Annotated in this window: 21 protein-coding genes; 15 read left to right on the top strand and 6 right to left on the bottom strand. The window is 70.9% G+C overall.

Annotated features, from left to right (window positions below; all coding sequences use genetic code 11):
• The first annotated feature begins 56 nt into the window (after nucleotides 1-56).
• Genes ACFYO2_RS42730 through ACFYO2_RS42695 form a run of 8 tightly spaced genes read left to right on the top strand, consistent with a single transcriptional unit; the run spans nucleotide 57 to nucleotide 7,916 of the window.
• Nucleotides 57-1,130, top strand: a complete 1,074-nt coding sequence (locus ACFYO2_RS42730) for a sugar ABC transporter substrate-binding protein (RefSeq protein WP_388361004.1) — start codon at nucleotides 57-59, stop codon at nucleotides 1,128-1,130.
• Entirely contained in the window at nucleotides 1,127-2,626 is a 1,500-nt protein-coding gene (locus ACFYO2_RS42725) for a sugar ABC transporter ATP-binding protein (RefSeq protein ID WP_388361001.1), read from the top strand. Before ACFYO2_RS42730 ends, ACFYO2_RS42725 begins: the two co-directional genes overlap by 4 nt.
• The gene (locus ACFYO2_RS42720) at nucleotides 2,619-3,644 is read left to right on the top strand and encodes an ABC transporter permease (protein ID WP_388360998.1); all 1,026 of its coding nucleotides are present in this window, start codon (nucleotides 2,619-2,621) and stop codon (nucleotides 3,642-3,644) included. The genes ACFYO2_RS42725 and ACFYO2_RS42720 overlap by 8 nt, the downstream gene beginning before the upstream one ends.
• A 37-nt stretch (nucleotides 3,645-3,681) precedes the next feature.
• Entirely contained in the window at nucleotides 3,682-5,049 is a 1,368-nt protein-coding gene (locus ACFYO2_RS42715) for an L-fuconate dehydratase (protein ID WP_388360995.1), read from the top strand.
• The gene (locus tag ACFYO2_RS42710) at nucleotides 5,046-5,801 is read left to right on the top strand and encodes an SDR family NAD(P)-dependent oxidoreductase (RefSeq protein ID WP_388360992.1); all 756 of its coding nucleotides are present in this window, start codon (nucleotides 5,046-5,048) and stop codon (nucleotides 5,799-5,801) included. The genes ACFYO2_RS42715 and ACFYO2_RS42710 overlap by 4 nt, the downstream gene beginning before the upstream one ends.
• A complete protein-coding gene (locus tag ACFYO2_RS42705) occupies nucleotides 5,798-6,784 on the top strand; it encodes an aldo/keto reductase (protein WP_388360991.1) in 987 nt (328 codons plus the stop codon). Before ACFYO2_RS42710 ends, ACFYO2_RS42705 begins: the two co-directional genes overlap by 4 nt.
• Complete coding sequence (locus ACFYO2_RS42700) at nucleotides 6,781-7,095, top strand: L-rhamnose mutarotase (protein ID WP_388360988.1); 315 nt, start codon at nucleotides 6,781-6,783, stop codon at nucleotides 7,093-7,095. The genes ACFYO2_RS42705 and ACFYO2_RS42700 overlap by 4 nt, the downstream gene beginning before the upstream one ends.
• Nucleotides 7,092-7,916: an amidohydrolase family protein gene (locus ACFYO2_RS42695; RefSeq protein WP_388360986.1), complete on the top strand. Its 825-nt coding sequence runs from the start codon at nucleotides 7,092-7,094 to the stop codon at nucleotides 7,914-7,916. Before ACFYO2_RS42700 ends, ACFYO2_RS42695 begins: the two co-directional genes overlap by 4 nt.
• Nucleotides 7,917-7,919: 3 nt before the next feature.
• Here the strand turns inward: ACFYO2_RS42695 and ACFYO2_RS42690 are convergent, their stop codons facing one another.
• On the bottom strand, nucleotides 7,920-9,341 hold the full coding sequence (locus ACFYO2_RS42690; RefSeq protein WP_388360984.1) for a lipase maturation factor family protein: 1,422 nt from the start codon (nucleotides 9,339-9,341) through the stop codon (nucleotides 7,920-7,922).
• 301 nt (nucleotides 9,342-9,642) lie between these two features.
• Here ACFYO2_RS42690 and ACFYO2_RS42685 point away from each other — a divergent pair, with 301 nt between their 5' ends.
• The 3 genes from ACFYO2_RS42685 (at nucleotide 9,643) to ACFYO2_RS42675 (ending at nucleotide 12,876) form a co-directional block, all read left to right on the top strand.
• Nucleotides 9,643-9,816: a hypothetical protein gene (locus ACFYO2_RS42685; protein WP_388360981.1), complete on the top strand. Its 174-nt coding sequence runs from the start codon at nucleotides 9,643-9,645 to the stop codon at nucleotides 9,814-9,816.
• A gap of 77 nt (nucleotides 9,817-9,893) precedes the next feature.
• Nucleotides 9,894-11,981, top strand: a complete 2,088-nt coding sequence (locus ACFYO2_RS42680; RefSeq protein ID WP_388360978.1) for a SpoIIE family protein phosphatase — start codon at nucleotides 9,894-9,896, stop codon at nucleotides 11,979-11,981.
• Between the two features lie 31 nt (nucleotides 11,982-12,012).
• Nucleotides 12,013-12,876: an Fpg/Nei family DNA glycosylase gene (locus ACFYO2_RS42675; RefSeq protein WP_388360975.1), complete on the top strand. Its 864-nt coding sequence runs from the start codon at nucleotides 12,013-12,015 to the stop codon at nucleotides 12,874-12,876.
• Between the two features lie 52 nt (nucleotides 12,877-12,928).
• On the opposite strand, the gene ACFYO2_RS42670 is transcribed toward ACFYO2_RS42675, so the two are convergent.
• The 3 genes from ACFYO2_RS42670 to ACFYO2_RS42660 all read right to left on the bottom strand — a co-directional run bounded on the left by ACFYO2_RS42670 (nucleotide 12,929) and on the right by ACFYO2_RS42660 (nucleotide 14,925).
• A complete protein-coding gene (locus ACFYO2_RS42670) occupies nucleotides 12,929-13,579 on the bottom strand; it encodes a zf-HC2 domain-containing protein (RefSeq protein WP_388360972.1) in 651 nt (216 codons plus the stop codon).
• A gap of 149 nt (nucleotides 13,580-13,728) precedes the next feature.
• Nucleotides 13,729-14,244, bottom strand: coding sequence for a hypothetical protein (locus tag ACFYO2_RS42665; RefSeq protein ID WP_388360970.1), 516 nt, complete (start codon nucleotides 14,242-14,244; stop codon nucleotides 13,729-13,731).
• Nucleotides 14,245-14,379: 135 nt separating this feature from the next.
• Complete coding sequence (locus tag ACFYO2_RS42660) at nucleotides 14,380-14,925, bottom strand: sigma-70 family RNA polymerase sigma factor (RefSeq protein ID WP_388360967.1); 546 nt, start codon at nucleotides 14,923-14,925, stop codon at nucleotides 14,380-14,382.
• 213 nt (nucleotides 14,926-15,138) lie between these two features.
• On the opposite strand from ACFYO2_RS42660, the gene ACFYO2_RS42655 reads away from it, so the two are divergent.
• Together ACFYO2_RS42655 and ACFYO2_RS42650 are read left to right on the top strand one after the other, a co-directional pair.
• Nucleotides 15,139-16,290 carry a CapA family protein gene (locus ACFYO2_RS42655; protein ID WP_388360965.1) on the top strand — a complete coding sequence of 384 codons (1,152 nt, stop codon included), beginning with the start codon at nucleotides 15,139-15,141 and terminating at the stop codon, nucleotides 16,288-16,290.
• A 92-nt stretch (nucleotides 16,291-16,382) separates the two neighbouring features.
• Complete coding sequence (locus ACFYO2_RS42650; RefSeq protein WP_388360962.1) at nucleotides 16,383-16,550, top strand: hypothetical protein; 168 nt, start codon at nucleotides 16,383-16,385, stop codon at nucleotides 16,548-16,550.
• A gap of 14 nt (nucleotides 16,551-16,564) precedes the next feature.
• Here the strand turns inward: ACFYO2_RS42650 and ACFYO2_RS42645 are convergent, their stop codons facing one another.
• Nucleotides 16,565-17,074: a universal stress protein gene (locus ACFYO2_RS42645; RefSeq protein WP_388360959.1), complete on the bottom strand. Its 510-nt coding sequence runs from the start codon at nucleotides 17,072-17,074 to the stop codon at nucleotides 16,565-16,567.
• A 391-nt stretch (nucleotides 17,075-17,465) separates the two neighbouring features.
• Here ACFYO2_RS42645 and ACFYO2_RS42640 point away from each other — a divergent pair, with 391 nt between their 5' ends.
• Nucleotides 17,466-18,314, top strand: a complete 849-nt coding sequence (locus tag ACFYO2_RS42640) for a polysaccharide deacetylase family protein (protein ID WP_388360958.1) — start codon at nucleotides 17,466-17,468, stop codon at nucleotides 18,312-18,314.
• Nucleotides 18,315-18,347: 33 nt separating this feature from the next.
• Here the strand turns inward: ACFYO2_RS42640 and ACFYO2_RS42635 are convergent, their stop codons facing one another.
• The gene (locus ACFYO2_RS42635) at nucleotides 18,348-19,019 is read right to left on the bottom strand and encodes a class F sortase (protein WP_388360955.1); all 672 of its coding nucleotides are present in this window, start codon (nucleotides 19,017-19,019) and stop codon (nucleotides 18,348-18,350) included.
• Between the two features lie 332 nt (nucleotides 19,020-19,351).
• Here ACFYO2_RS42635 and ACFYO2_RS42630 point away from each other — a divergent pair, with 332 nt between their 5' ends.
• On the top strand, nucleotides 19,352-19,849 hold the full coding sequence (locus tag ACFYO2_RS42630) for a hypothetical protein (protein ID WP_388360952.1): 498 nt from the start codon (nucleotides 19,352-19,354) through the stop codon (nucleotides 19,847-19,849).
• Nucleotides 19,850-19,871: the final 22 nt, after the last annotated feature.

Here is a 19,871-nt window from a genome sequence, read left to right as displayed (position 1 = left end):
GTGGTCTGATAAGTATGCGGTCATCTGCTCGAACACGCTCAACGAGGAGCCACCAAATGCCCGGCAGAACAGTGGGGAAGCGGAACAAGGTACGGAGTGTCGGCACGGTGGTCGTGGCCGTCGGCGCCTCGCTCGTGCTCGCCGCGTGCGGCAGCACCAAGGACACAGGTGGTGCCTCCACCGCGGGAGGCGACGGTGAGGGCAAGGTCGGGGTGATCCTGCCCCTGCTGACCTCGCCGTTCTGGCAGTCGTACAACGACTACGTGCCGAAGATGGCGAAGTCCGAGGGTGTGGACGCGCTGAAGACGGTCAACTCCAACAGTGACCCGTCCCAGCAGATCACCGACATCAACAACGAGCTCAACCAGGGCGTCAAGGGCCTGGTCGTCGCGCCGCTCGACAGTGCCGCCATCGAGGCCGGCCTCGATCAGGCCGAACGCAAGGGCGTACCCGTGGTCGCGGTGGACGTGGCGCCCGACAAGGGCAAGGTCGCCATGGTCGTACGGGCCGACAACGTGGCGTACGGGGAGAAGGCCTGCCAGTACCTGGGCAAGCAGATCCCCTCCGGCAAGGTCGTGCAGATCATGGGCGACCTGGCTTCGGTCAACGGCCGTGACCGCTCCGAGGCGTTCCGCGCCTGCGTGAAGAAGAACTTCCCGAAGCTCAAGGTGCTGGAGATCCCCGCCAAGTGGGAGTCCGACGCCGCCGCCTCAAAGCTCGACACCCTGCTCAACGCCAATCCCGACATCAAGGGCATCTACATGCAGGCCGGCGGCGTCTACCTCGCGCCGACCCTGCAGACCCTCAAGTCGAAGGGTCTGCTGAAGAAGGCCGGACAGCCGGGCCACATCACCATCGTCTCCAACGACGGCATCTCGCAGGAGTTCGACGCCATCCGCAAGGGTGAGATCGACGCGACCGTCTCCCAGCCCGCCGACGCCTACGCCAAGTACGGCATGTACTACATCAAGGCGGCGATGCAGGGGAAGACCTTCAAGCCCGGCCCGACCGACCACGACTCCACGATCGTCAAGCTGCCCAGCGGCATTCTGGAGGACCAGTTGCCCGCGCCCCTGGTGACCAAGGACAACGTCGACGACCCCAAGCTCTGGGGCAACACGGCCAAATGAGCACGCCACTCGTTGAAGCGCGTGGGGTCGTCAAACGCTACGGCCCCACCACCGCCCTCGCCGACGGCAGGCTCACCGTTCTGCCCGGCGAGTCCCACGCCCTCGTCGGCCGCAACGGCGCCGGCAAGTCCACCCTCGTCACCCTCCTCACCGGCCTCCAGGCACCGGACGAGGGCACGGTCCACTTCGACGGCGAACCCGCGCCCCCGCTGACCGACCGGGACGCCTGGCGCAGCAAGGTCGCCTGTGTCTACCAGAAGCCCACGGTCGTCCCGGACCTGACGGTCGCCGAGAACCTGTTCATCAACCGGCAGCCCCTCCAACGCGGTTTCATCAGCTGGCGGCGGCTCAAGGCGCAGGCCACCGAGCTGCTCGACGCCTGGGACGTGCGCGTCGACCCGGAGGCCCGCACCGCCGACCTCAAGGTCGAGGACCGCCAAATGGTGGAGATCGCCCGGGCGTTGAGCTTCGGCACCCGCTTCATCGTCCTCGACGAGCCGACCGCCCAGCTCGACAACCGGGAGATCGAGCGGCTCTTCACCCGGATGCGCTCCCTCCAGGACTCCGGCGTCACCTTCCTGTTCATCTCACACCACCTCCAGGAGGTGTACGAGGTCTGCCAGACCGTGACCGTGCTGCGGGACGCCCGCTGGATCACCACGGCCCCGGTCGCCGACCTGCCGCGCACGGCCCTGGTGGAGGCCATGGCGGGGGAGAGCATCGAGACGATCGCGGAACAGGCCGTACAGGAAAGGATCGTCGACGACAGCGCGCCCGTCCTGCTCGACGTGCGCGGCCTGACCTCTGAGCCGTACGAGAACGTCGACCTGACCGTCCGCCGCGGCGAGGTCGTCGGCCTCGCCGGATCCAGCGCCAGCGGAAAGATCGAGCTCGCCGAGTCGCTCACGGGACTGCACATCCCCACCGGCGGCACGGCTCAGCTGGACGGAAAGCAGCTCCCGTTCGGCGATGTCCAGGCCACGCTGAAAGCCGGCGTCGGCTGTGTCCCCCGTGATCGGCACGCTCAGGGGCTCGTCATCGGCATGACCATCGGCGACAACGCGACCATGAGCGTCCTCGACCGGCTCGGCCGCTTCGGCTTCGTCGGCACCGACCGCAAGCGCGGCTTCGCCGCCGAGCTGATCGAGCGTCTCGACATCCACGCCGAGGGGCCCGACCAGCCCGTATCCGACCTGTCCGGCGGCAACGCGCAGAAGGTCGTCATGGCCCGCGCCCTCGCATCCGACCCGCGGTTGCTGGTCCTCATCAACCCCACCGCGGGCGTGGACGTGAAGTCCAAGGAGTCGCTGCTGGCCCGCGTGGACACCGCTCGCGAGGACGGCACCGCCGTACTCGTCGTCTCCGACGAACTCGACGACCTCAGGCGCTGCGACCGCGTCCTCGTCCTCTTCCACGGCCGTGTGGTCGCCGAGCATCCGGCGGGCTGGCGCGACCACGAGCTGATCGCCTCCATCGAAGGAGTGGACCATGGCTGACACCAAGGCCCCGCCGCTCACGCCCCTGCGGGTGCCCGACCCCCGGGCGGCCAAGACCGTGCTGCTGCGCCGCGCCCGCGAACTCGCCCTCGTCCCCGCCCTGCTGTTGCTGATGCTGCTGGGCGCGGTCCTCAACGACTCCTTCCTCACCGAACGCAACCTCATCTCGATCCTCGGCGCCTCGGCCGCGCTCGCGATGGTCGTGCTGGCCGAGTCGCTGGTCCTGATCACCGGCAAGTTCGACCTGTCCCTCGAGTCCGTCGTCGGTATCGCGCCCGCGGTGGGCGCGCTCCTGGTCCTGCCGGTCGCCCAGTCCGGCTGGGGCACGGAGTTCCCGACCGTGCTCGCCATGTTGGCGATCCTCGTCGTCGGCGGGGCGATCGGTGCCTTCAACGGTGTTCTGGTCGTCAAGTTCAAGCTGAACGCGTTCATCGTGACGCTCGCGATGCTGATCGTCCTGCGCGGTCTGCTCGTCGGCGCCACCAAGGGCAAGACCCTCTTCGGCATGCCCGACAGCTTCTACTCCCTGGCGACCAGCACCTTCCTGACCATCCCCATGTCGGTGTGGGTCGCCGCGATCGCCTTCGCGGCCGCCGGGTTCGTCCTCAAGTACCACCGCATCGGGCGGGCCCTGTACGCCATCGGCGGCAACGCGGACGCGGCCCGCGCGGCCGGTATCCGCGTCGAGCGCGTGATGCTCGGCGTGTTCGTCGTCGCGGGTGTCCTCGCCTCCGTCGGCGGCATCATGCAGACCGGCTACGTGGGCGCCATCAGCGCCAACCAGGGCCAGAACATGATCTTCACCGTGTTCGCGGCCGCGGTGATCGGCGGCATCAGCCTGGACGGCGGCAAGGGCACCATGTTCGGCGCCCTGACCGGCGTACTCCTGCTAGGTGTCGTACAGAACCTGCTCACCCTCGCCCAGGTGCCGTCCTTCTGGATCCAGGCCATCTACGGCGGAATCATCCTCGTCGCCCTCATGATCGCCCGCGTGACGACCGGCCGTGCCCAGGACTGACCCCACCCCGTCCCCGTCACCGACCGAAAGGCCCTCTGTGTCCCCGACGCCCGTCCGCATCACCGCGGTCGACACCTACGACATCCGTTTCCCCACGTCGCGGGAGCTGGACGGCTCCGACGCGATGAACCCGGACCCCGACTACTCGGCCGCGTACGTCGTACTGCGCACGGACTCCCAAGAGGGCGCGGACGGACCGGAGGGGCACGGCTTCACCTTCACCATCGGGCGGGGCAACGAGGTCCAGGTCGCCGCGATCCACGCGCTGCGCCACCATGTGGTCGGACGGTCCGTCGACGAGGTGTGCGCCGACCCGGGCTCCCTCTTCCGGGACCTGATCGGGGACAGTCAGCTGCGCTGGCTCGGGCCCGAGAAGGGCGTGATGCACATGGCGATCGGCGCGGTGACCAACGCGGTGTGGGACCTGGCGGCCAAGCGCGCCGACAAGCCGCTGTGGCGGCTGCTCGCCGAGGCCGATCCCGAGTGGCTGGTCACCCAGATCGACTTCCGCTATCTCACCGACGCGCTCACACCCGAGGAGGCGCTGAAGCTCCTGCGCAAGGGCCGGGAGGGCGCCGCCGAGCGCACCACCCACCTGCTCGCCCGGGGCTTCCCCGCCTACACCACCTCACCGGGCTGGCTCGGCTACAGCGACGAGAAACTGACCCGCCTCGCCGCCCAGGCCGTCGCCGACGGCTTCCGGCAGATCAAGCTCAAGGTCGGCGCCGACCTCGACGACGACATCCGGCGCTGCCGCGTCGCCCGCCAGGTCGTCGGCCCGGACATCCGCATGGCGATCGACGCCAACCAGCGCTGGGACGTCGACGAGGCGATCCGCTGGACCAAGGCGCTCGCCGAGTTCGACCCGTACTGGATCGAGGAGCCCACCAGCCCCGACGACGTCCTCGGGCACGCGGCGATCCGCAAGGCCGTGGTCCCGGTGAAGGTCGCCACCGGCGAGCACGTGCAGAACCGGGTCGTCTTCAAGCAGCTCCTCCAGGCCGGCGCCGTCGACATCGTCCAGATCGACGCGGCCCGCGTCGCCGGCGTCAACGAGAACCTCGCCATCCTGCTCCTCGCGGCCAAGTTCGGCGTGCCGGTCTGCCCGCACGCGGGCGGCGTCGGCCTGTGCGAACTCGTCCAGCACCTCTCGATGTTCGACTATGTGGCCCTCTCCGGCACCACCGAGGACCGGGTCATCGAGTACGTCGACCATCTGCACGACCACTTCCTCGACCCGGTGGTGATCCGCGAGGGTCACTACACGGCACCCACCACGCCGGGTTTCTCCGCTGCCATGCGGCCGGAGTCCATCGCGCGGTACACCTTCCCCGACGGCGCCTTCTGGGCGGCCGACCTCAAGACCTCCGACGCGGCCTCCGACAAGAAGGGACAGGCGGCATGAGCGACTTCGAGGGCCTCAAGGCCCTGGTGACCGGCGGCGCCTCCGGCCTCGGCCGGGCCACCGCGGAACTCCTGGCCGCACGCGGCGCCCAGGTCGCCGTACTCGATCTGGACCCGTCGTCGGTCGAGAAGCCGCTGCTCGCCTACCGGGCCGACGTCACCGACGACGCGTCCGTACGGCAGGCCGTGGCCGCGGCCGTCGCCGACCTCGGCGGACTGGACGTCCTGGTCAACAACGCGGGCATCGGCGCCCAGGGCACCGTCGAGGACAACGACGACGATGAGTGGCACCGCGTCCTGGACGTCAACGTCGTCGGCATGGTCCGCGTGGCCCGCGCCGCCCTGCCCCACCTGCGGGAATCCGCACACGCGGCGATCGTCAACACCTCGTCCATCGCGGCCACCGCGGGCCTGCCGCAGCGGGTGCTGTACAGCGCGACCAAGGGCGCCGTGTACTCCCTCACCCTCGCCATGGCCGCCGACCACGTCCGCGAGGGCATCCGAGTGAACTGTGTGAACCCCGGCACCGCGGACACCCCGTGGATCGGCCGTCTGCTGGCCAAGGCCGCCGACCCGGCCGCCGAACGCGTCGCCCTGGAGGCCCGCCAGCCCACCGGCCGCCTGGTCAGCGCGAATGAGGTCGCGGGCGCGATCGCCTACCTGGCCAGCCCCCTTTCCGGCGCCACCACGGGCACCTCACTCGCCGTCGACGGCGGCATGCAGGGCCTGCGACTGCGTCCGGTGGGCCAGTGAGCACGCTCGGCCGAAGCGGGGTCCAGGTCAGCGAGCTCGCCTTCGGCGCCGCCGCGATCGGCAACCTCTTCACCGAGGTCGGCGAGGAGCAGGCGCACGAGGCCGTCACCGCCGCCTGGCAGCGCGGCATCCGCTACTTCGACACCGCCCCGCACTACGGCATCGGCCTGTCCGAACGCCGCCTGGGCGCGGCCCTGCGCGAGCGCCCTCGCGACCAGTACACGGTGTCGACGAAGGTGGGCCGCCGTCTGGAACCGTCGTCGAGCGGAGGTGACGACCTCGCCGACGGCTTCGCGGTCCCCGCCACCCACCGCCGCGTGTGGGACTTCACCGCCGACGGCGTACGACGCACGCTGGAGGCGAGCCTGGAGCGGCTCGGCCTCGACCATGTCGACGTCGTCTACCTCCACGACCCCGACGACCACGCCGAACAGGCCTTCCACGAGGGCTACCCGGCCCTGGAGAAGCTCCGCTCGGAGGGCGTGGTCGGCGCGATCGGCGCGGGCATGAACCAGGCCGGGATGCTCACCCGCTTCGTCCGCGACACCGACGTCGACGTGGTGCTGTGCGCCGGCCGCTACACCCTGCTCGACCAGGACGCGCTCACCGAGCTGCTCCCGGCGGCGCAGGAACGCGGCACGTCCGTCGTCATCGGCGGTGCCTTCAACTCCGGTCTGCTGGCTGACCCGAGGCCGGGAGCGACGTACAACTACGCCCAGGCACCCGCCGAGGTGCTGGACCGTGCCCTGCGCCTGAAGTCCGTCGCAGATCGCCACGGCACCACCCTGCGGGCCGCCGCGCTGGCCTTCTGCGCCGCCCATCCGGCGGTCGCGAGCGTTCTCGTCGGCGTCCGCTCGGCGGCCGAGGTCCACGACTGCGCCGACCAGTTCGCGGCCACCGTCCCCGCCGCCTTCTGGCAGGAGGCCAGGGACACCGGCCTCCTGCCCGCCGACGTCCCCGTTCCCGCCGAGGAGTCGTCATGAGAGTGGCCCTGCACACCAAGGTCCGCGCCGACCGGATCGACGCGTACGAGGCCGCCCACCGCGAGGTCCCGGCCGAGCTCACCGACGCGATCCGCGCCGCCGGCGCCACCTCCTGGACGATCTGGCGCAGCGGCACCGACCTCTTCCACGTCCTGGAGTGCGAGGACTACGCCCGCCTCCTCGCGGAGCTGGAGAAACTCCCGGTCAACGTCGCCTGGCAGGCCCGCATGGCCGATCTCCTCGACGTGGTGCACGACTACTCCGGCGAGGGCGCGGACGCCGGCCTGCCCGTCGTATGGGAGCTGCCGTGACCGTGGACGCGCACCACCATGTGTGGGACCTGTCCGTCCGGGATCAGGACTGGATCGGCGCAGCCAGCCCGCTCCGGCGCGATTTCACGGTGGACGATCTCGCCCCCGAGGCCCGCGCGGCCGGAGTCGACCGCACGGTGCTCGTCCAGACGGTCACGGTCGCCGAGGAGACCCCGGAGTTCCTCGCCCTCGCGGCGGGCCACGAGCTGATCGTGGGTGTCGTCGGCTGGACCGACCTCACCCGCCCCGACGTCACCGACGAGCTGGCCCGGCTGCGGGAACTCCCCGGCGGGCAGTATCTCAAGGGCATCCGGCACCAGGTCCAGGGCGAGCGGGACCCGCAGTGGCTGCTGCGGGCGGACGTACGACGCGGTCTGACCGCCGTGGCCGCAGCGGGGCTGGTCTACGACCTGGTCGTCCTGCCCCACCAGCTCCCGGCCTGCTCCAAGGCGGCGGCCTCGCTGCCCGAACTCACCTTCGTCCTCGACCACTTGGGCAAGCCGCCCATCGCCTCAGGCGCCCTGGAACCCTGGGCGTCCGATGTCCGCGCCCTCGCCGCCCTGCCCCACACGGTCTGCAAGCTCTCCGGCGTGGTCACCGAGGCGGCGCCCGGCTCCTGGACCGTCGAGGACCTGCGCCGGTACGCCGACACGGTCCTGGACGCCTTCGGCCCCGACCGGCTGATGTTCGGCTCGGACTGGCCGGTGTGCACGACGGAGGCGACGTACGGCGAAGTGCTGGACGTCGCACGGCAGTTGATCGGTGCGGAGGACCACATCCAGGTCTTCGAGACCACGGCCGCCCGCGTCTACGACCTCTGACGGCTACGACCTCTGAGCCACCCCCGCCAGCCGCGTCGGCGGCAGATACTCCCGCACATACGTCCGCTCCCAGCACGCGCCCGTCTCCCGCAGCTCACGCCAGGTCGTGTACCGGTACCGGAAGAGGCGGGCGCGGACGTAGCGGGGCGGGGCGTCGGGCGGGAAGGGGGAGCGGCGCAGCAGCTTCAGCGTGTCGCGGTCGTTCTCCAGGAGCCGTTCCACCAGGGCGCCGAACCACGAGCCGGCGTACGCGGGCGACAGCGCGGCGAACCACATCATCCAGTCGAGCCGCAGATGGTACGGCGCGAACTGGCGCGGCCAGTGCCGGGGATCGCCCGGCTTGCCCTTGAACTCGTACTCCCGCCAGTCGGAGTCCTCGCGCGGTACGTCGTCGGCCGTGCCCTCGACGACCACCTCGTAGCGGACCCGGCTGACGCTGCCGAAGGCGCCGTAGGTGTTGACCAGGTGCAGCGGGTCGAAGGAGCGGTTCATGACCTGGCGGCGGGAGACCATGTTGCGGACCGGCTGGTAGCTGAGTCCGACGAGCAGCGCGGCGACCGCGAGGACCACCACCTCGTACCAGAGCGGGGTGTCGGCCACCGAGGGCGGATCGGCCGGGAACTCCACCGCCGACAGGGCCAGCACGATGGTGATCCAGTTCAGCCAGGAGAAGTTGCCCGAGAGCACCAGCCACAGCTGGGTGAGGATCATCAGCGAGGCCGCCGCCGTGGCGACCGGCTGCGGGGTGAACAGCAGGAAGGGCACGACGAGTTGGGTGACGTGGTTGGCGGCCACCTCCACCCGGTGCAGGGGCCTGGGCAGATGGTGGAAGAACCAGCTCAGCGGACCCGGCATCGGCTGCGTCTCGTGGTGGTGGTCGAGGCACGTCAGCTTCCGCCAGCACTCGTCGCCGCGCATCTTGATCAGACCCGCCCCGAACTCGACGCGGAACAGGATCCAGCGCAGCAGGAACAGCACCACGATCGGCGGGGCCACCTCGTCGTTGCCGAGGAAGACGGCGAGGAAGCCGACCTCCAGCAACAGGGACTCCCAGCCGAAGCCGTACCAGGTCTGGCCGACGTTCACGATCGACAGGTACAGCACCCACGGCACCAGCCACAGCACCATCCCGGCCCACAGGGGCAGTCGCGAGTCGAGACCGGCGACGAGTGCCGCCGACACCGCGCAGCCCGTCCACGCGCAGGCCGCGAAGAACCGGTCCGAGTAATGGAGGTGGAAGAGGCTCGGGGCGCGCTTGAAGGGCATCCGCTCGACGATGCGGGGGACGGGCAGCATGCCGCGCTCGCCGATCAGCGCACGGAACTGCAGGGCCGCCGTCAGGAACGCCACGAAGTACACGCCGGCCAGAGCCCGCTGGAAGACCAGCCGGCTCAGCCAGTACTCGGATGCGGTGAACCAGTCCACGGCCGGGCACTCCTCCTCTCCGTCCTTGTACCGGATCCCCAGGTGACTCTCCGTGTACCACGGTCTCCGCTTGCGTAACCCAAGTGAGTGAAGCAGACCATAGTGACGAAACTGCCGCGCCCCCGACGGCGGCACTGTCGTCCGTGGGGGACGCGCCGTCCTCACCCGGCGAGGCACTGGACGGTGTCCCGCCGGACACGGACCGTAAGGCGGTCGACCCCGACCCGTCCGACTCCGGCGTTCGGCTGACCTGGCGCGGTGTGGCCGTCGAGGTGGGACGACGATCCCGCAGGCGCCGACCGTGGCGGACCCCACCGCGGGGGACCCCGGCACCCTTGGCGACTCCACGGGCGAGATCGGCCCCGAGACCGTGCCGGAAACTCTCGACCTGCCCGACGGCGGCGGACTGATCCCCGACGCCCCGGCCGGTACGGACGGCGTCTTCGGCAGTCCCACCGACGTGTTCCGCAGCTGACCGCGTACGCCCGACAGCCCGAGTCCCCGGCCACCTCCCCGGTCGAAGAACCGGGCAAATCCTGGCAAGGTGGCCCCATGGTTGATCGGGGAGCGAGCGCCCTGTCACTCCCGGGCGACTGGCCCGCCCACCCAGATCCGATCCTGGCGCTCAACCGCATGGGCAGCTTCGACTGGGACCTGGACAGCGGCCTGTTCACCATGGACGCCCAGGCCCACGAGGTCTTCGACCTGCGCCCCGACGAGTTCGACGGGCACCCGACGTCCCTCGGTATCCGGGTCCCGCGGGCCGAGGGCCACCGGCTGGACGCCCTGGTCTCCCAGGCCATGAAGGACGGCAGCGAGAACTACGGCGCCTACTTCCGTATCCGCCGCCGCGACGGCACCCTGCGCTGGACCCATACCCAGGGCTACATCCGGCGCGACGAGACGGGTCGCCCGCGCCGGATCATCGGCATCATCCGCGACGCCACCCAGGAACTGAAGGAGAGCGAGGTCCGCCGCGAGCAGGCCGCCCTGGACGCGGCCCTGCGCGAGCAGACCAACGTCGTGCAGCTCACCACGGCCGCCCTCGCCCACGCCCGCACCGTCCAGGACGTCATCGACGTCCTCAAGGACACCCACGGCCTCACCCACCTCGGTGCCACCAGCCTGGTCTTCGGCCTGGTCGAGGGCGACCGCATCCGGCTGATCGCCGAAGGCCCCGCCGGCAGCTTCGTCCCCGGCACCGACATCACCCGGATCGACGAGCCCTACCCGATGAGCGAGGCCGTCCGGACCCTCACCCCCCGCTTCATCGAGTCGCCGGAGGAGTTCGCGGACCGGTATCCGGTCCTGTGGCCGCACATCACCGACCTGGACATCACCTCGGCGGCCTACCTCCCGCTCATCGCCGAGGCCCGCCCGATCGGCGCCATGGGCCTGCTCTACAGCGACCGGCGGGGCTTCTCGCCCGAGGACCGCAACGTGCTGATCGCGCTCGGCAGCAGCATCGCGCAGAGCCTCATGCGGGCCATGCTCTACGAGCAGGACATGGACCTCGCCACCGGCCTCCAGCAGGCCATGCTGCCGCGCACCATCCCCAGCGTCCCCGGTGCCGACGTCGCCGTGCGCTACCGCGCCGGCAACGCGGCGGGCGCCCTCGGCCGGGACATCGGCGGCGACTGGTACGACGTCATCCAGCTGCCGGGCGGCCGGGTCGGCGCCGTCATCGGAGACGTCCAGGGCCACGACACGCACGCCGCCGCCGTCATGGGCCAGCTGCGCATCGTCCTCAGGGCGTACGCCGCCGAGGGCCACACCCCGGCCACGGTGATGGCCCGCGCCTCCGTGTTCCTCGACGAACTCGACACCGACCGCTTCGCGACCTGCCTGTACGCGGAGGCCGACCTGTCCACCGGCGTGGTCCAGGTGGTCCGGGCCGGTCACATCGACCCCCTTGTGCGCAGCCCCGACGGCAGCTGCCGCCGTATCTCCGTGGAGGGCGGACTGCCGCTCGGCCTGTCCGCCGAGTTCGGGCGTCTCGAATACCCCGTCGCCACCCTCGAACTGGACCCCGGCCACACCTTGCTGCTGTGCACCGACGGGCTGGTGGAACAGCCCGGCGCCGACCTCGACGACGGCATGCGGATCCTCACGGACCTCATCGCCACCGGGCCGGACGACGTCCGCGACCTCGCCGACTCCCTCATCGACGTGGCCGGGGAACGCGGCGGCGACGACGACGTCGCCCTGCTCCTGCTGCGCCGCCGGGGCCTCGACGCCCCCCGGTCCGGGGGCCGGCTCCAGCAGCATGTGGCACCCGGCGACTCCGAGGCCCTCACCGAGGCCCGGCACATGATCCGTACCGCGGTCGGCGCCTGGGGCGCCCGCGGCCTCTCGGACGAGATCGAACTCGTCGCCGACGAGCTGATCACCAACGCCCTCATGCACACCGAGGGCTCCGCGATCGTCACGCTCAGAGTCCTCACCCGCAGCGACCGCCGACTGCGCGTCGAGGTCGAGGACTCCTCCAGTGCTCTGCCAAGGCGCCGCGAAGCGGGCGAGTCGGGCGTGTCCGGCCGTGGCCTGCTCCTCGTCGACCTGCTCACCGACGCGTGGGGCGTGGAGGCGCGGGGCGGCGGCAAGGTGGTGTGGTGCGAGTTCGTGGTGCCGGAGCGGACCTGAGCACTTCGGCGACCGGTGGCACTCTGGACGTATGCCGGAACTCCCCGAGGTGGAAGCGCTCAAGGACTTCCTCACCGACAACCTGGTCGGCCACGAGATCGTCCGGGTGCTGCCCGTCGCGATCAGCGTCCTGAAGACGTACGACCCTCCGCTCGCCGCCCTCGAGGGCCGGGAGGTCACCGCCGTGCACCGGCACGGCAAGTTCCTCGACCTGGAGACGGACGGCGGCCCGCACTTCGTGACCCACCTGGCCCGCGCCGGCTGGCTCCACTGGAAGGACAAGCTTCCCGACGGCCCGCCCCGTCCCGGCAAGGGCCCCCTCGCCCTGCGCGTGGCGCTGGAGACCGGCGCGGGCTTCGACCTGACGGAGGCGGGTACCCAAAAACGCCTCGCGGTGTACGTCGTCCACGACCCCCAGCAGGTCCCCGGCGTGGCCCGCCTCGGCCCGGACCCCCTCGCCGACGACTTCGACGAGGCCCGCCTGGCCGCCCTGCTGAAGGGCGAACGCCGGCAGATCAAGGGCGCCCTGCGCGACCAGAGCCTCATCGCGGGAGTGGGCAACGCCTACAGCGACGAGATCCTGCACGCCGCGAAGATGTCCCCCTTCAAGCCGACGTCGTCCCTCACGCCACAGGAGACCAGCAGCCTCCACCAAGCCCTCCGCACGACCCTCACCGAGGCGATCGAGCGCTCCAGGGGCGTAGCGGCCGGCCGCCTGAAGGCCGAGAAGAAGAGCGGCCTGCGCGTCCACGGCCGTACCGGCGAACCCTGCCCGGTCTGCGCCGACACCATCCGCGAGGTCTCCTTCAGCGACTCCTCGCTCCAGTACTGCCCCACCTGCCAGACGGGCGGCAAGCCACTCGCTGACCGCAGGCTGTCCCGGCTGCTCAAGTGACCGGGCCCTGTCCGCGCCGGCGGGGCAGGCGCGTGTACAAAACACGATCGCACTAGCTGGACTCGAGCGTCACCAGGTGCTCCCCGTCCGCCGTGCGGATCTCGTAGCGGGCGATCTGGTCGGGGTGCATCGTCGAGCCGCCGCGCATGGTGTTGGGGCGGGCGTCGTGGCTCGGGACCATCCAGTTGGCGATCGTCTGTTCGGAGCCGTCGTGGCCGATGGCGACGAGAAGACAGGTGCGGGGGCCGGCGCCGTCCTTGACCTTGACCTCGACATCGCTGCCCCAGGCCTCGTCCTCGGTGGTGACCTCCGCCCAGACGCCCGTGCGTTCGTCGGTCGCGGTGACCCGCACGGCCGCGTCGGTACCGTCCGCCACCATCACGATTCCGGGGCCGGCGACCGCGAGCACCACCGACGCGGCCACCACGTACCACAGCCGCCTGCGCCGCGCCCGGTGCCGTACCGTGACCTCGCCGAGAAGCCGCTCCAGCATCCGCGGACCGGGCTGCGCGGTGGGGTGCACCACGCGCGGTGTCGACCGCCGGTACAACATCAACTGCCGGGTGGCGGGCCCGAATTCGGTCACGTGTGCCGCGCAGCGGGGGCACTCCATGAGGTGGTCCTCGAAGCGGAAGGCGTCCGCCTCGTCCAGCACGCCGAGCGCGTACGCGCCGACGTCGCGATGCCTCTCCAGGGACCTCATGACGAATCCTCGTGCCGTTGGGTGCGGGTGGGGTTACTCCTTGCTCCCACCGGTACGCACCGGACCGCCGAATCACTCAAGACACACACAGAATCGCAACCAACGATTCGGAGCGGCCGGACCCGCGGATTGGTCAGGGTCGGACGAATCTAAAAAAGGTGGATCGCGAGGTGTCCCAGAGGCAACCCGAGCTGCCAGGCCGGCGTCCATACCTTGGGCCCTTCGTCCTCGCCGATCACCGGACCGCCGCCCGGCACGCTGTTCAGATCGGGTGCGAGCAGCTCGGTCTCCTCCAGCCAGCGCCAGGCCGCCCGGGCCAGCTCCAGGTCGGGTGAGGGCCCGCCGGCGGCGACCGCTTCGGTGGCGAGCTCGGCCATCCGATCGCCCACCCAGTCCTGCCACGGCTGGTCGTACGCCGTCAGTGACAGCCAGTTCTCCAGCTGCGAGACGACCTGGATGCCGGAGAGTTCACCGTCGGTGTCGGACAGGAAGACGGTCAGTGCCAGGGCGTCCCGCCCGGCGCGGAACTCGAAGGACGTCGGCGGCATCAGATCCCCCGACCGCAGCAGTTCGTCGGCGATGTACTCGGCGTACAACCACGCCATGGGGACGGTCAGTTCGCCGCCGCCGGCGCCGTCCGTGCTCTCTTCACCTCTGTGCAGCATTCCTTCCTGCCTTCCTCCGGTGCGTGCGCGTCGCCCGTTGCCGGGCCCCAGTGCGGAACACGGATGAGGACAGCCGATTACTCAACCGGGGTCAGGGGCAAGGCGCTTTACGGAGGTTTGACTCGGCCATGGGTTTCACCGCAGGTCGGCCGCATATCCGGGAAGCACCCGGCGCAGGGCGCGCAGCGCGTAGTACGCGCGGGACTTCACGGTACCGGGCGGGATACCGAGGGCTTCCGCGGCCTCCGCCACACTCGCCCCCTGGAAGTACACCAGCACCAGGACTTCACGGTGCTCCGGAGTGAGTGTCTTCACAGCCTCGCGCACATCGAGGGTGGCGGCCGCCCGCTCCGCGTGGTCGCCGCACACCCGGGCGTTCTCCAGGATCGCGTCGCCGACCTCGGCGGGCCGCGCCTGCCGGGCCCGCCGCGCGTCTATGGCGAGCCGCCGTCCCACGGTCAGCAGCCACGGGCGTACGGATTCGAAGGCGTCGGCGCGCAGGGCCTCGGGATGCTGCCAGGCGCGTACGAGGGTCTCCTGCACCAGGTCCTCGGCGCGCTGCCGGTCGCCGTCACAGAGCCGGAGCAAGAGCGCGAAAAGGGGCCGGCCGTGCTCGCGCTGCAGTGCGGCGAGCTCGTGCTCGGCGGTCGTCCCGTTCGTGAGAGTGGTTCCGGCCGTCATGGCCGTATGGCACAACAGGGGGCCGTTTCTGGACAGGGCGGGCGCACAGGTCTGCGGCGGACGGTCGATCGCGTCGACGAACGGTTCGACGAACGGTCCGCATCCGGCCGTTCGCGCGCTCCGGACGGGCTAAGGAGGGCGGGCAGATTGTTTGCGGGCGCCTTCAGGACCATACCTATTTGTGCGTAAATATGATCACAGTGGGGTGAGCTGATGATTGCACGCAGACAGCAGGTGGCCCTGGCCCTCACGGCCGTCCTCGCCGCGGGCGCCGCCTGCCAGGCCCAGGACCGGGCCGCGCCCGCCCGGCCGGGACGTCCCGCGCCGACCGGCGCCCGAGGCTTCACGCTCGTCGCCTCCGGCGACGTCCTCCCGCACAGCTCCATCATCGACCGCGCCCGCTTCGACGCGGGCGGCACCGGCTACGACTTCCGCCCGATGCTCGCCGGCGTCGAGCCGGTCGTCTCCCGCGCCGATCTGGCGCTGTGTCACATGGAGACCGTCTACGGCGCGAACGGCAACTACACCGGCTATCCCACCTTCAAGTCCCCGCCCGAAGTGGCCGCGGCCCTCGCCGCCACCGGCTACGACGGCTGCTCCACCGCCTCCAACCACAGCCTCGACGACGGCGCCGACGGCATCCGCCGCACCCTGGAGGCCCTCGACCGCGCGGGCGTACGGCACGCCGGTTCGGCGCGCACCGAGGCCGAGGCGCGCACGGTCACGGTGCTGCGCGCGGGCCCCGCGAAGGTCGCGCACCTCGCCTACACGTACGACACGAACGGCTTCCCGCTCCCGGCGGGGCAGCCCTGGGCCGTCAACCTGATCGACGAGAACAAGATCATCGCGGACGCGCGCGCGGCCCGGACGGCGGGCGCCGACGTGGTCGTCGTGTCCATGCACTGGGGCACCGAATGGCAGAACGAGCCCGACGAGCGCCAGCTCGCCCTGGCCCGCGCACTCACCGCCGCCCGCACCGGCACCCGCCCCGACATCGACCTGATCCTCGGCACCCACGCACACGTCCCCCAGGCGTACGAGAAGGTCAACGGCACCTGGGTGATCTACGGCATGGGCGACCAGATCGCCGGCGAGATGTTCAACCACCAGGGCGCTCAGGACCCGCGCGGCAACCAGTCCACCCTCGGCCGCTTCACCTTCGCTGCGCCCGCCCGGCCGGGGGAGCGCTGGCAGGTGACGAAGGCCGAGTTCGTGCCGCAGTTGTTCGACGTCGACGCCGGCCGGGTGCTCAACCTCAACCAGGCGCTCGCCCAGGGCGCCGACGTGCGGGGCATCCGCGACCGGATCCGGGACGTCGTCCTCAGCCAGGGTGCGGCGAAGGACGGGCTGACGATGGGGGAGTAGCCCGGGTCAGTCCACGTCCACGTGGTCGAAGCTGCGCACCCGACCGCGAGCGCTACACCCTCGCCTGCTTCCACGAGCCGGCCTTCAAGGCGGTGGCCCGTCCTCTCACCGAAGCCGGTACCGACGAGTTGATCCACTACGGCACCCACTTCACGAACATGTTCATGCGCTGCTACCCGAACCGAGTGACCACGGCTCGCATCGAGGCTGAGGGACGCCTGAAGATCCTCGACCGGCTCCGTGAAGACGCGTCGGCCTGAGCCCACGCGCCCGCCTACGGCACCACCGTCACCGGCCACCGCCCCGCCTTCACCAGCCGCACCGCCACCGAGCCGATGATCCGGTGACCGGCCTGCTCCGAGGCGCCCACCACCACCGCGTCCGCCTTGAGGTCGTCCGCCGCCTTCACCAGGCCGCTGTAGGGGTCACCGCGGAAGCTGTGGAACTCCCAGCGCACGTCGAACGTCCCCTTGGTCCGCTCGGTGGCGTCCCGGATCTGCGCCACCAGGTCCTCGGCTATCTCGTCGGTCGTGTCGGCGACCGACGCCCCGAGCGCCGCGCCCGCCGCGAGCACGGGCTGCACGTACACGACCGCGAGCAGCGCGTGCTGTCGTCGGGCCAGGCCGCCGGCATATGCCGCGGCGCGGAGCGAGGAGTCTGAGCCGTCCACGCCCACCACGATGACCTTGGGGCCGTCCGTGCCCCGCTCGAACCCCTGTGAGTGCTGCTGTTCTGTCACGGCAGCGAGGCTATCGGAAACCGCAGGTCCCGCCCTCGCCCGCATCGGCCTGACCTCCGCTGTGGCCGAAGGCTTCGTCTCCGTAACGTCGTTGCGCGAAATCCCGGGATAGGGGCACCCGAGCGGGGGGCATCGGCCGGCCTTCAGCGAAGGCCTGCCGTCGCCCTCGGCGCTCGGCCTCGACGGAGGGGACGAGGCCGGGGCCGGCGAACCGGATGCGGACCTGCCCGCACAGGCCCGCATCCGGTCCGGGTCCGCCCGGCCTGACGGCCCGTGAGGCGTGGCCTTGGCCACTGGTGGCACCGCTGCCGGTGGGGCACGACTCCGCCGGGCGGGTGAGGCCGCGCGCACCGCACGTGGGCCGGGTGGGTGGAATCATGCCGCCACACCGGTGTTGTTGTGGTGCGTCGGGTCCGTTCTGGGCGACTGATGAGTCATGACGACGGATCAGTTGCTCACACGGCTGTTCACCCGGCGCCGGGCGTTGCTCGCCGGCGCCGCGGCCTGCGGGGCGGCCGGCACGGCCGGATTGCTGGCGGCGGTCACCGGCCAAGAGCCGGTCCGGCCCGCCGCCCCCGCCGCGGGCCCCGCGGCCCGCAGCGGGCTCAAGCCCTCCGCCTACCGCCTCCAGCCCCTGACCGGATACGGCCCGCCCCAAGCCGAGCCCCACCGGCCCCTGGTGCGGCGTGAACCGTTCCTGCGCCTGTCCGGACGCGGCCGCTCCATGGTGCTGACCTTCGACGACGGGCCCGACCCCCGCTACACCCCGGACATCCTGCACACCCTGGCGGAGTACGACGTCCGCGCCATGTTCTTCGTGTGCGGGGAGATGGCGGCCTACCACCCGGACCTGTTGGCCCGCATGGCCGACGAGGGACATGTCGTCGGCAACCACACCTGGTCCCACCCGCTGCTCACCCGCCTGAGCCGTGGGCGGATCCGCTCGGAGATGGAACGCACCTGCGACGTCATCGAGAAGTCGTACGGCGAGCGGCCCGTGTGGTTCCGCGCGCCCTACGGGGCCTGGAACCGCGCGGCCTTCCAGCTCGGCGCCGAACTCGGCATGGAACCGCTGGCCTGGACCGTCGACAGCCTCGACTGGACCACCCCGGGCACCCGGACCATCGTCGGACGCGTGGAGAAAGGCGCCGCCCCCGGGGTCGTGGTGCTCTCGCACGACGCCGGGGGCGACCGCACCCAGAGTGTCAGAGCGCTGCGTGATTATTTGCCGGAACTGCTCGATTCGGGTTACCACATCACCGTCCCGCGACGGCAGTACGCCTGATCGAATTGTGCCGCCCGCCGGATCGGGGAACGCTCAGCGGACCTCGACCAGGCGGGCGAAGGCGACGACGTTCCCGTCGTAGCCGTTCTGCTTGGAGAAACCGCCCCCGCAGGTGATGACCCGCAATTCGGGGCTGCCCTTGGAACCGTAGACACGGTCGCCGGGGAAGTTGTTCTTCTCGAAGACCTCGATGCCGTAGATCTCGAACACGGCCGTCTTTCCGTCCTTGCGCGTGACCTCGACGAGATTTCCCTTCTTGAGGGCGCCGAGTCCGTAGAACACGGCAGGGCCCTGTTGGTTGTCGACGTGGCCGACGACGACCGCTGTGCCCATCTCGCCGGGGGAGACACCGCCGGTGAACCAGCCGGCCAGGTTCGGGTCCTCCGGCGGCGGCGCGGCCACCCAGCCGTCCACGTCCAGGCCCACCGGAATGACCGGCGCGTCCACCTGGATCGACGGGAGCCTGACCCGGTCGGGGATGGAGTACGGCAGCGGCTCGGGTGCCGCGGCGAAGGCGCCGCCGGGCAGCCGGCTGTCCGCCGCGGCCGCCGACGCGGGCTGCGGCGGTCCGACGTCGAACTCCCCCGAACCGTTGCGAATGAGCGCGAGGCCGGTCAGCAGAACAAGCGCTATCACGCCCCAAGGAGCGCGCCTCTTCCGCCGCTCCTCCTCTTCGGCCAGTTCGGCCAGCTCGGACGCAGACATTCGACTTCCCCTCTCGACGCGGCCGTCGCCACGTCAGTTCGCGCATACGAGAACGCTAAGTCCGGCGCCTGAAACCGGCGACGGGACGGGCGGCGAACGGGTGGCCCGAGCCGCTCCTGGTGCGCCATCCGAGTTGCCGCTCACAGGAATTTTCCGACGGTCCGTGACCTGCGGCGATATCCGATTGTGCGCATCGCCGGGCGTGTCCGCTCACCAGGACGGACCATTCCCGAAATGCGGGTACGGACAAGGCATCTGAGGGTCTGTGTGGGAGGCGTTTTCTCGCCGATCGACCGGGGACGGTTCCCGGGGCGTCTCCCGCGGAGGATCACATGCGTACTACTCGTGCCCTGGCGGCCGCAGGCGCCGCCGTCGCCGCCCTCGGGCTCGCCGCCCCCGCGGCCGTCGCCCGGGACGGTATGGGCGTCAGCCCGAGCAACATCGTCGCCCTGCCCAGCGTCATCGCCCGCGGTGGGCAGCTGACCGTCACGGTCGACAACTGCCCCACGGGCGGCACCATGACCTCTGACGCGTTCCCGAGCACCACGCTGACGCCCATCCACGGCGCCGGCCAGACGGCGAAGGGCACCGCGACGATCAACGACAACGCGCGTCCGGGCTCGCACAGCATCACGGTCAACTGCAACGGCCGCACCCTGACGAACCCGGCCGCCTTCACCGTCATCGGCGGCGTCCAGGGCGGCATCGGCGGCAGCCGCTCCACCGGGGCGGCCCCGGCGGACATCGCCATCGGCGGCGGGCTCGTGGCCGCGGCCGTCGTCGGCGGCGGGGTGTTCTGGGTGCGCCGCCGGTCCGAGAAGCGGATCTGACGGTCCGAACGGCTCGGAAACC

Source organism: Streptomyces sp. NPDC006602, assembly GCF_042870385.1.
In the GTDB taxonomy this organism is placed as follows: Bacteria; Actinomycetota; Actinomycetes; order Streptomycetales; family Streptomycetaceae; genus Streptomyces.
Note: the sequence above shows the minus strand (reverse complement) of the source record. Positions and strands in the feature narration are given on the sequence as shown.

Excerpts from the sequence above, each read along its gene's own strand:
- ACFYO2_RS42665 (WP_388360970.1), bottom strand. The coding sequence starts at position 14,244 with ATGCTGCACAGAGGTGAAGAGAGCACGGACGGCGCCGGCGGCGGCGAA.
- ACFYO2_RS42680 (WP_388360978.1), top strand. The coding sequence starts at position 9,894 with ATGGTTGATCGGGGAGCGAGCGCCCTGTCACTCCCGGGCGACTGGCCC.
- ACFYO2_RS42700 (WP_388360988.1), top strand. The coding sequence starts at position 6,781 with ATGAGAGTGGCCCTGCACACCAAGGTCCGCGCCGACCGGATCGACGCG.
- ACFYO2_RS42655 (WP_388360965.1), top strand. The coding sequence starts at position 15,139 with ATGATTGCACGCAGACAGCAGGTGGCCCTGGCCCTCACGGCCGTCCTC.
- ACFYO2_RS42670 (WP_388360972.1), bottom strand. The coding sequence starts at position 13,579 with ATGAGGTCCCTGGAGAGGCATCGCGACGTCGGCGCGTACGCGCTCGGC.
- ACFYO2_RS42645 (WP_388360959.1), bottom strand. The coding sequence starts at position 17,074 with ATGCGGGCGAGGGCGGGACCTGCGGTTTCCGATAGCCTCGCTGCCGTG.
- ACFYO2_RS42720 (WP_388360998.1), top strand. The coding sequence starts at position 2,619 with ATGGCTGACACCAAGGCCCCGCCGCTCACGCCCCTGCGGGTGCCCGAC.
- ACFYO2_RS42725 (WP_388361001.1), top strand. The coding sequence starts at position 1,127 with ATGAGCACGCCACTCGTTGAAGCGCGTGGGGTCGTCAAACGCTACGGC.
- ACFYO2_RS42635 (WP_388360955.1), bottom strand. The coding sequence starts at position 19,019 with ATGTCTGCGTCCGAGCTGGCCGAACTGGCCGAAGAGGAGGAGCGGCGG.
- ACFYO2_RS42640 (WP_388360958.1), top strand. The coding sequence starts at position 17,466 with ATGACGACGGATCAGTTGCTCACACGGCTGTTCACCCGGCGCCGGGCG.
- ACFYO2_RS42660 (WP_388360967.1), bottom strand. The coding sequence starts at position 14,925 with ATGACGGCCGGAACCACTCTCACGAACGGGACGACCGCCGAGCACGAG.
- ACFYO2_RS42730 (WP_388361004.1), top strand. The coding sequence starts at position 57 with ATGCCCGGCAGAACAGTGGGGAAGCGGAACAAGGTACGGAGTGTCGGC.
- ACFYO2_RS42675 (WP_388360975.1), top strand. The coding sequence starts at position 12,013 with ATGCCGGAACTCCCCGAGGTGGAAGCGCTCAAGGACTTCCTCACCGAC.
- ACFYO2_RS42630 (WP_388360952.1), top strand. The coding sequence starts at position 19,352 with ATGCGTACTACTCGTGCCCTGGCGGCCGCAGGCGCCGCCGTCGCCGCC.
- ACFYO2_RS42710 (WP_388360992.1), top strand. The coding sequence starts at position 5,046 with ATGAGCGACTTCGAGGGCCTCAAGGCCCTGGTGACCGGCGGCGCCTCC.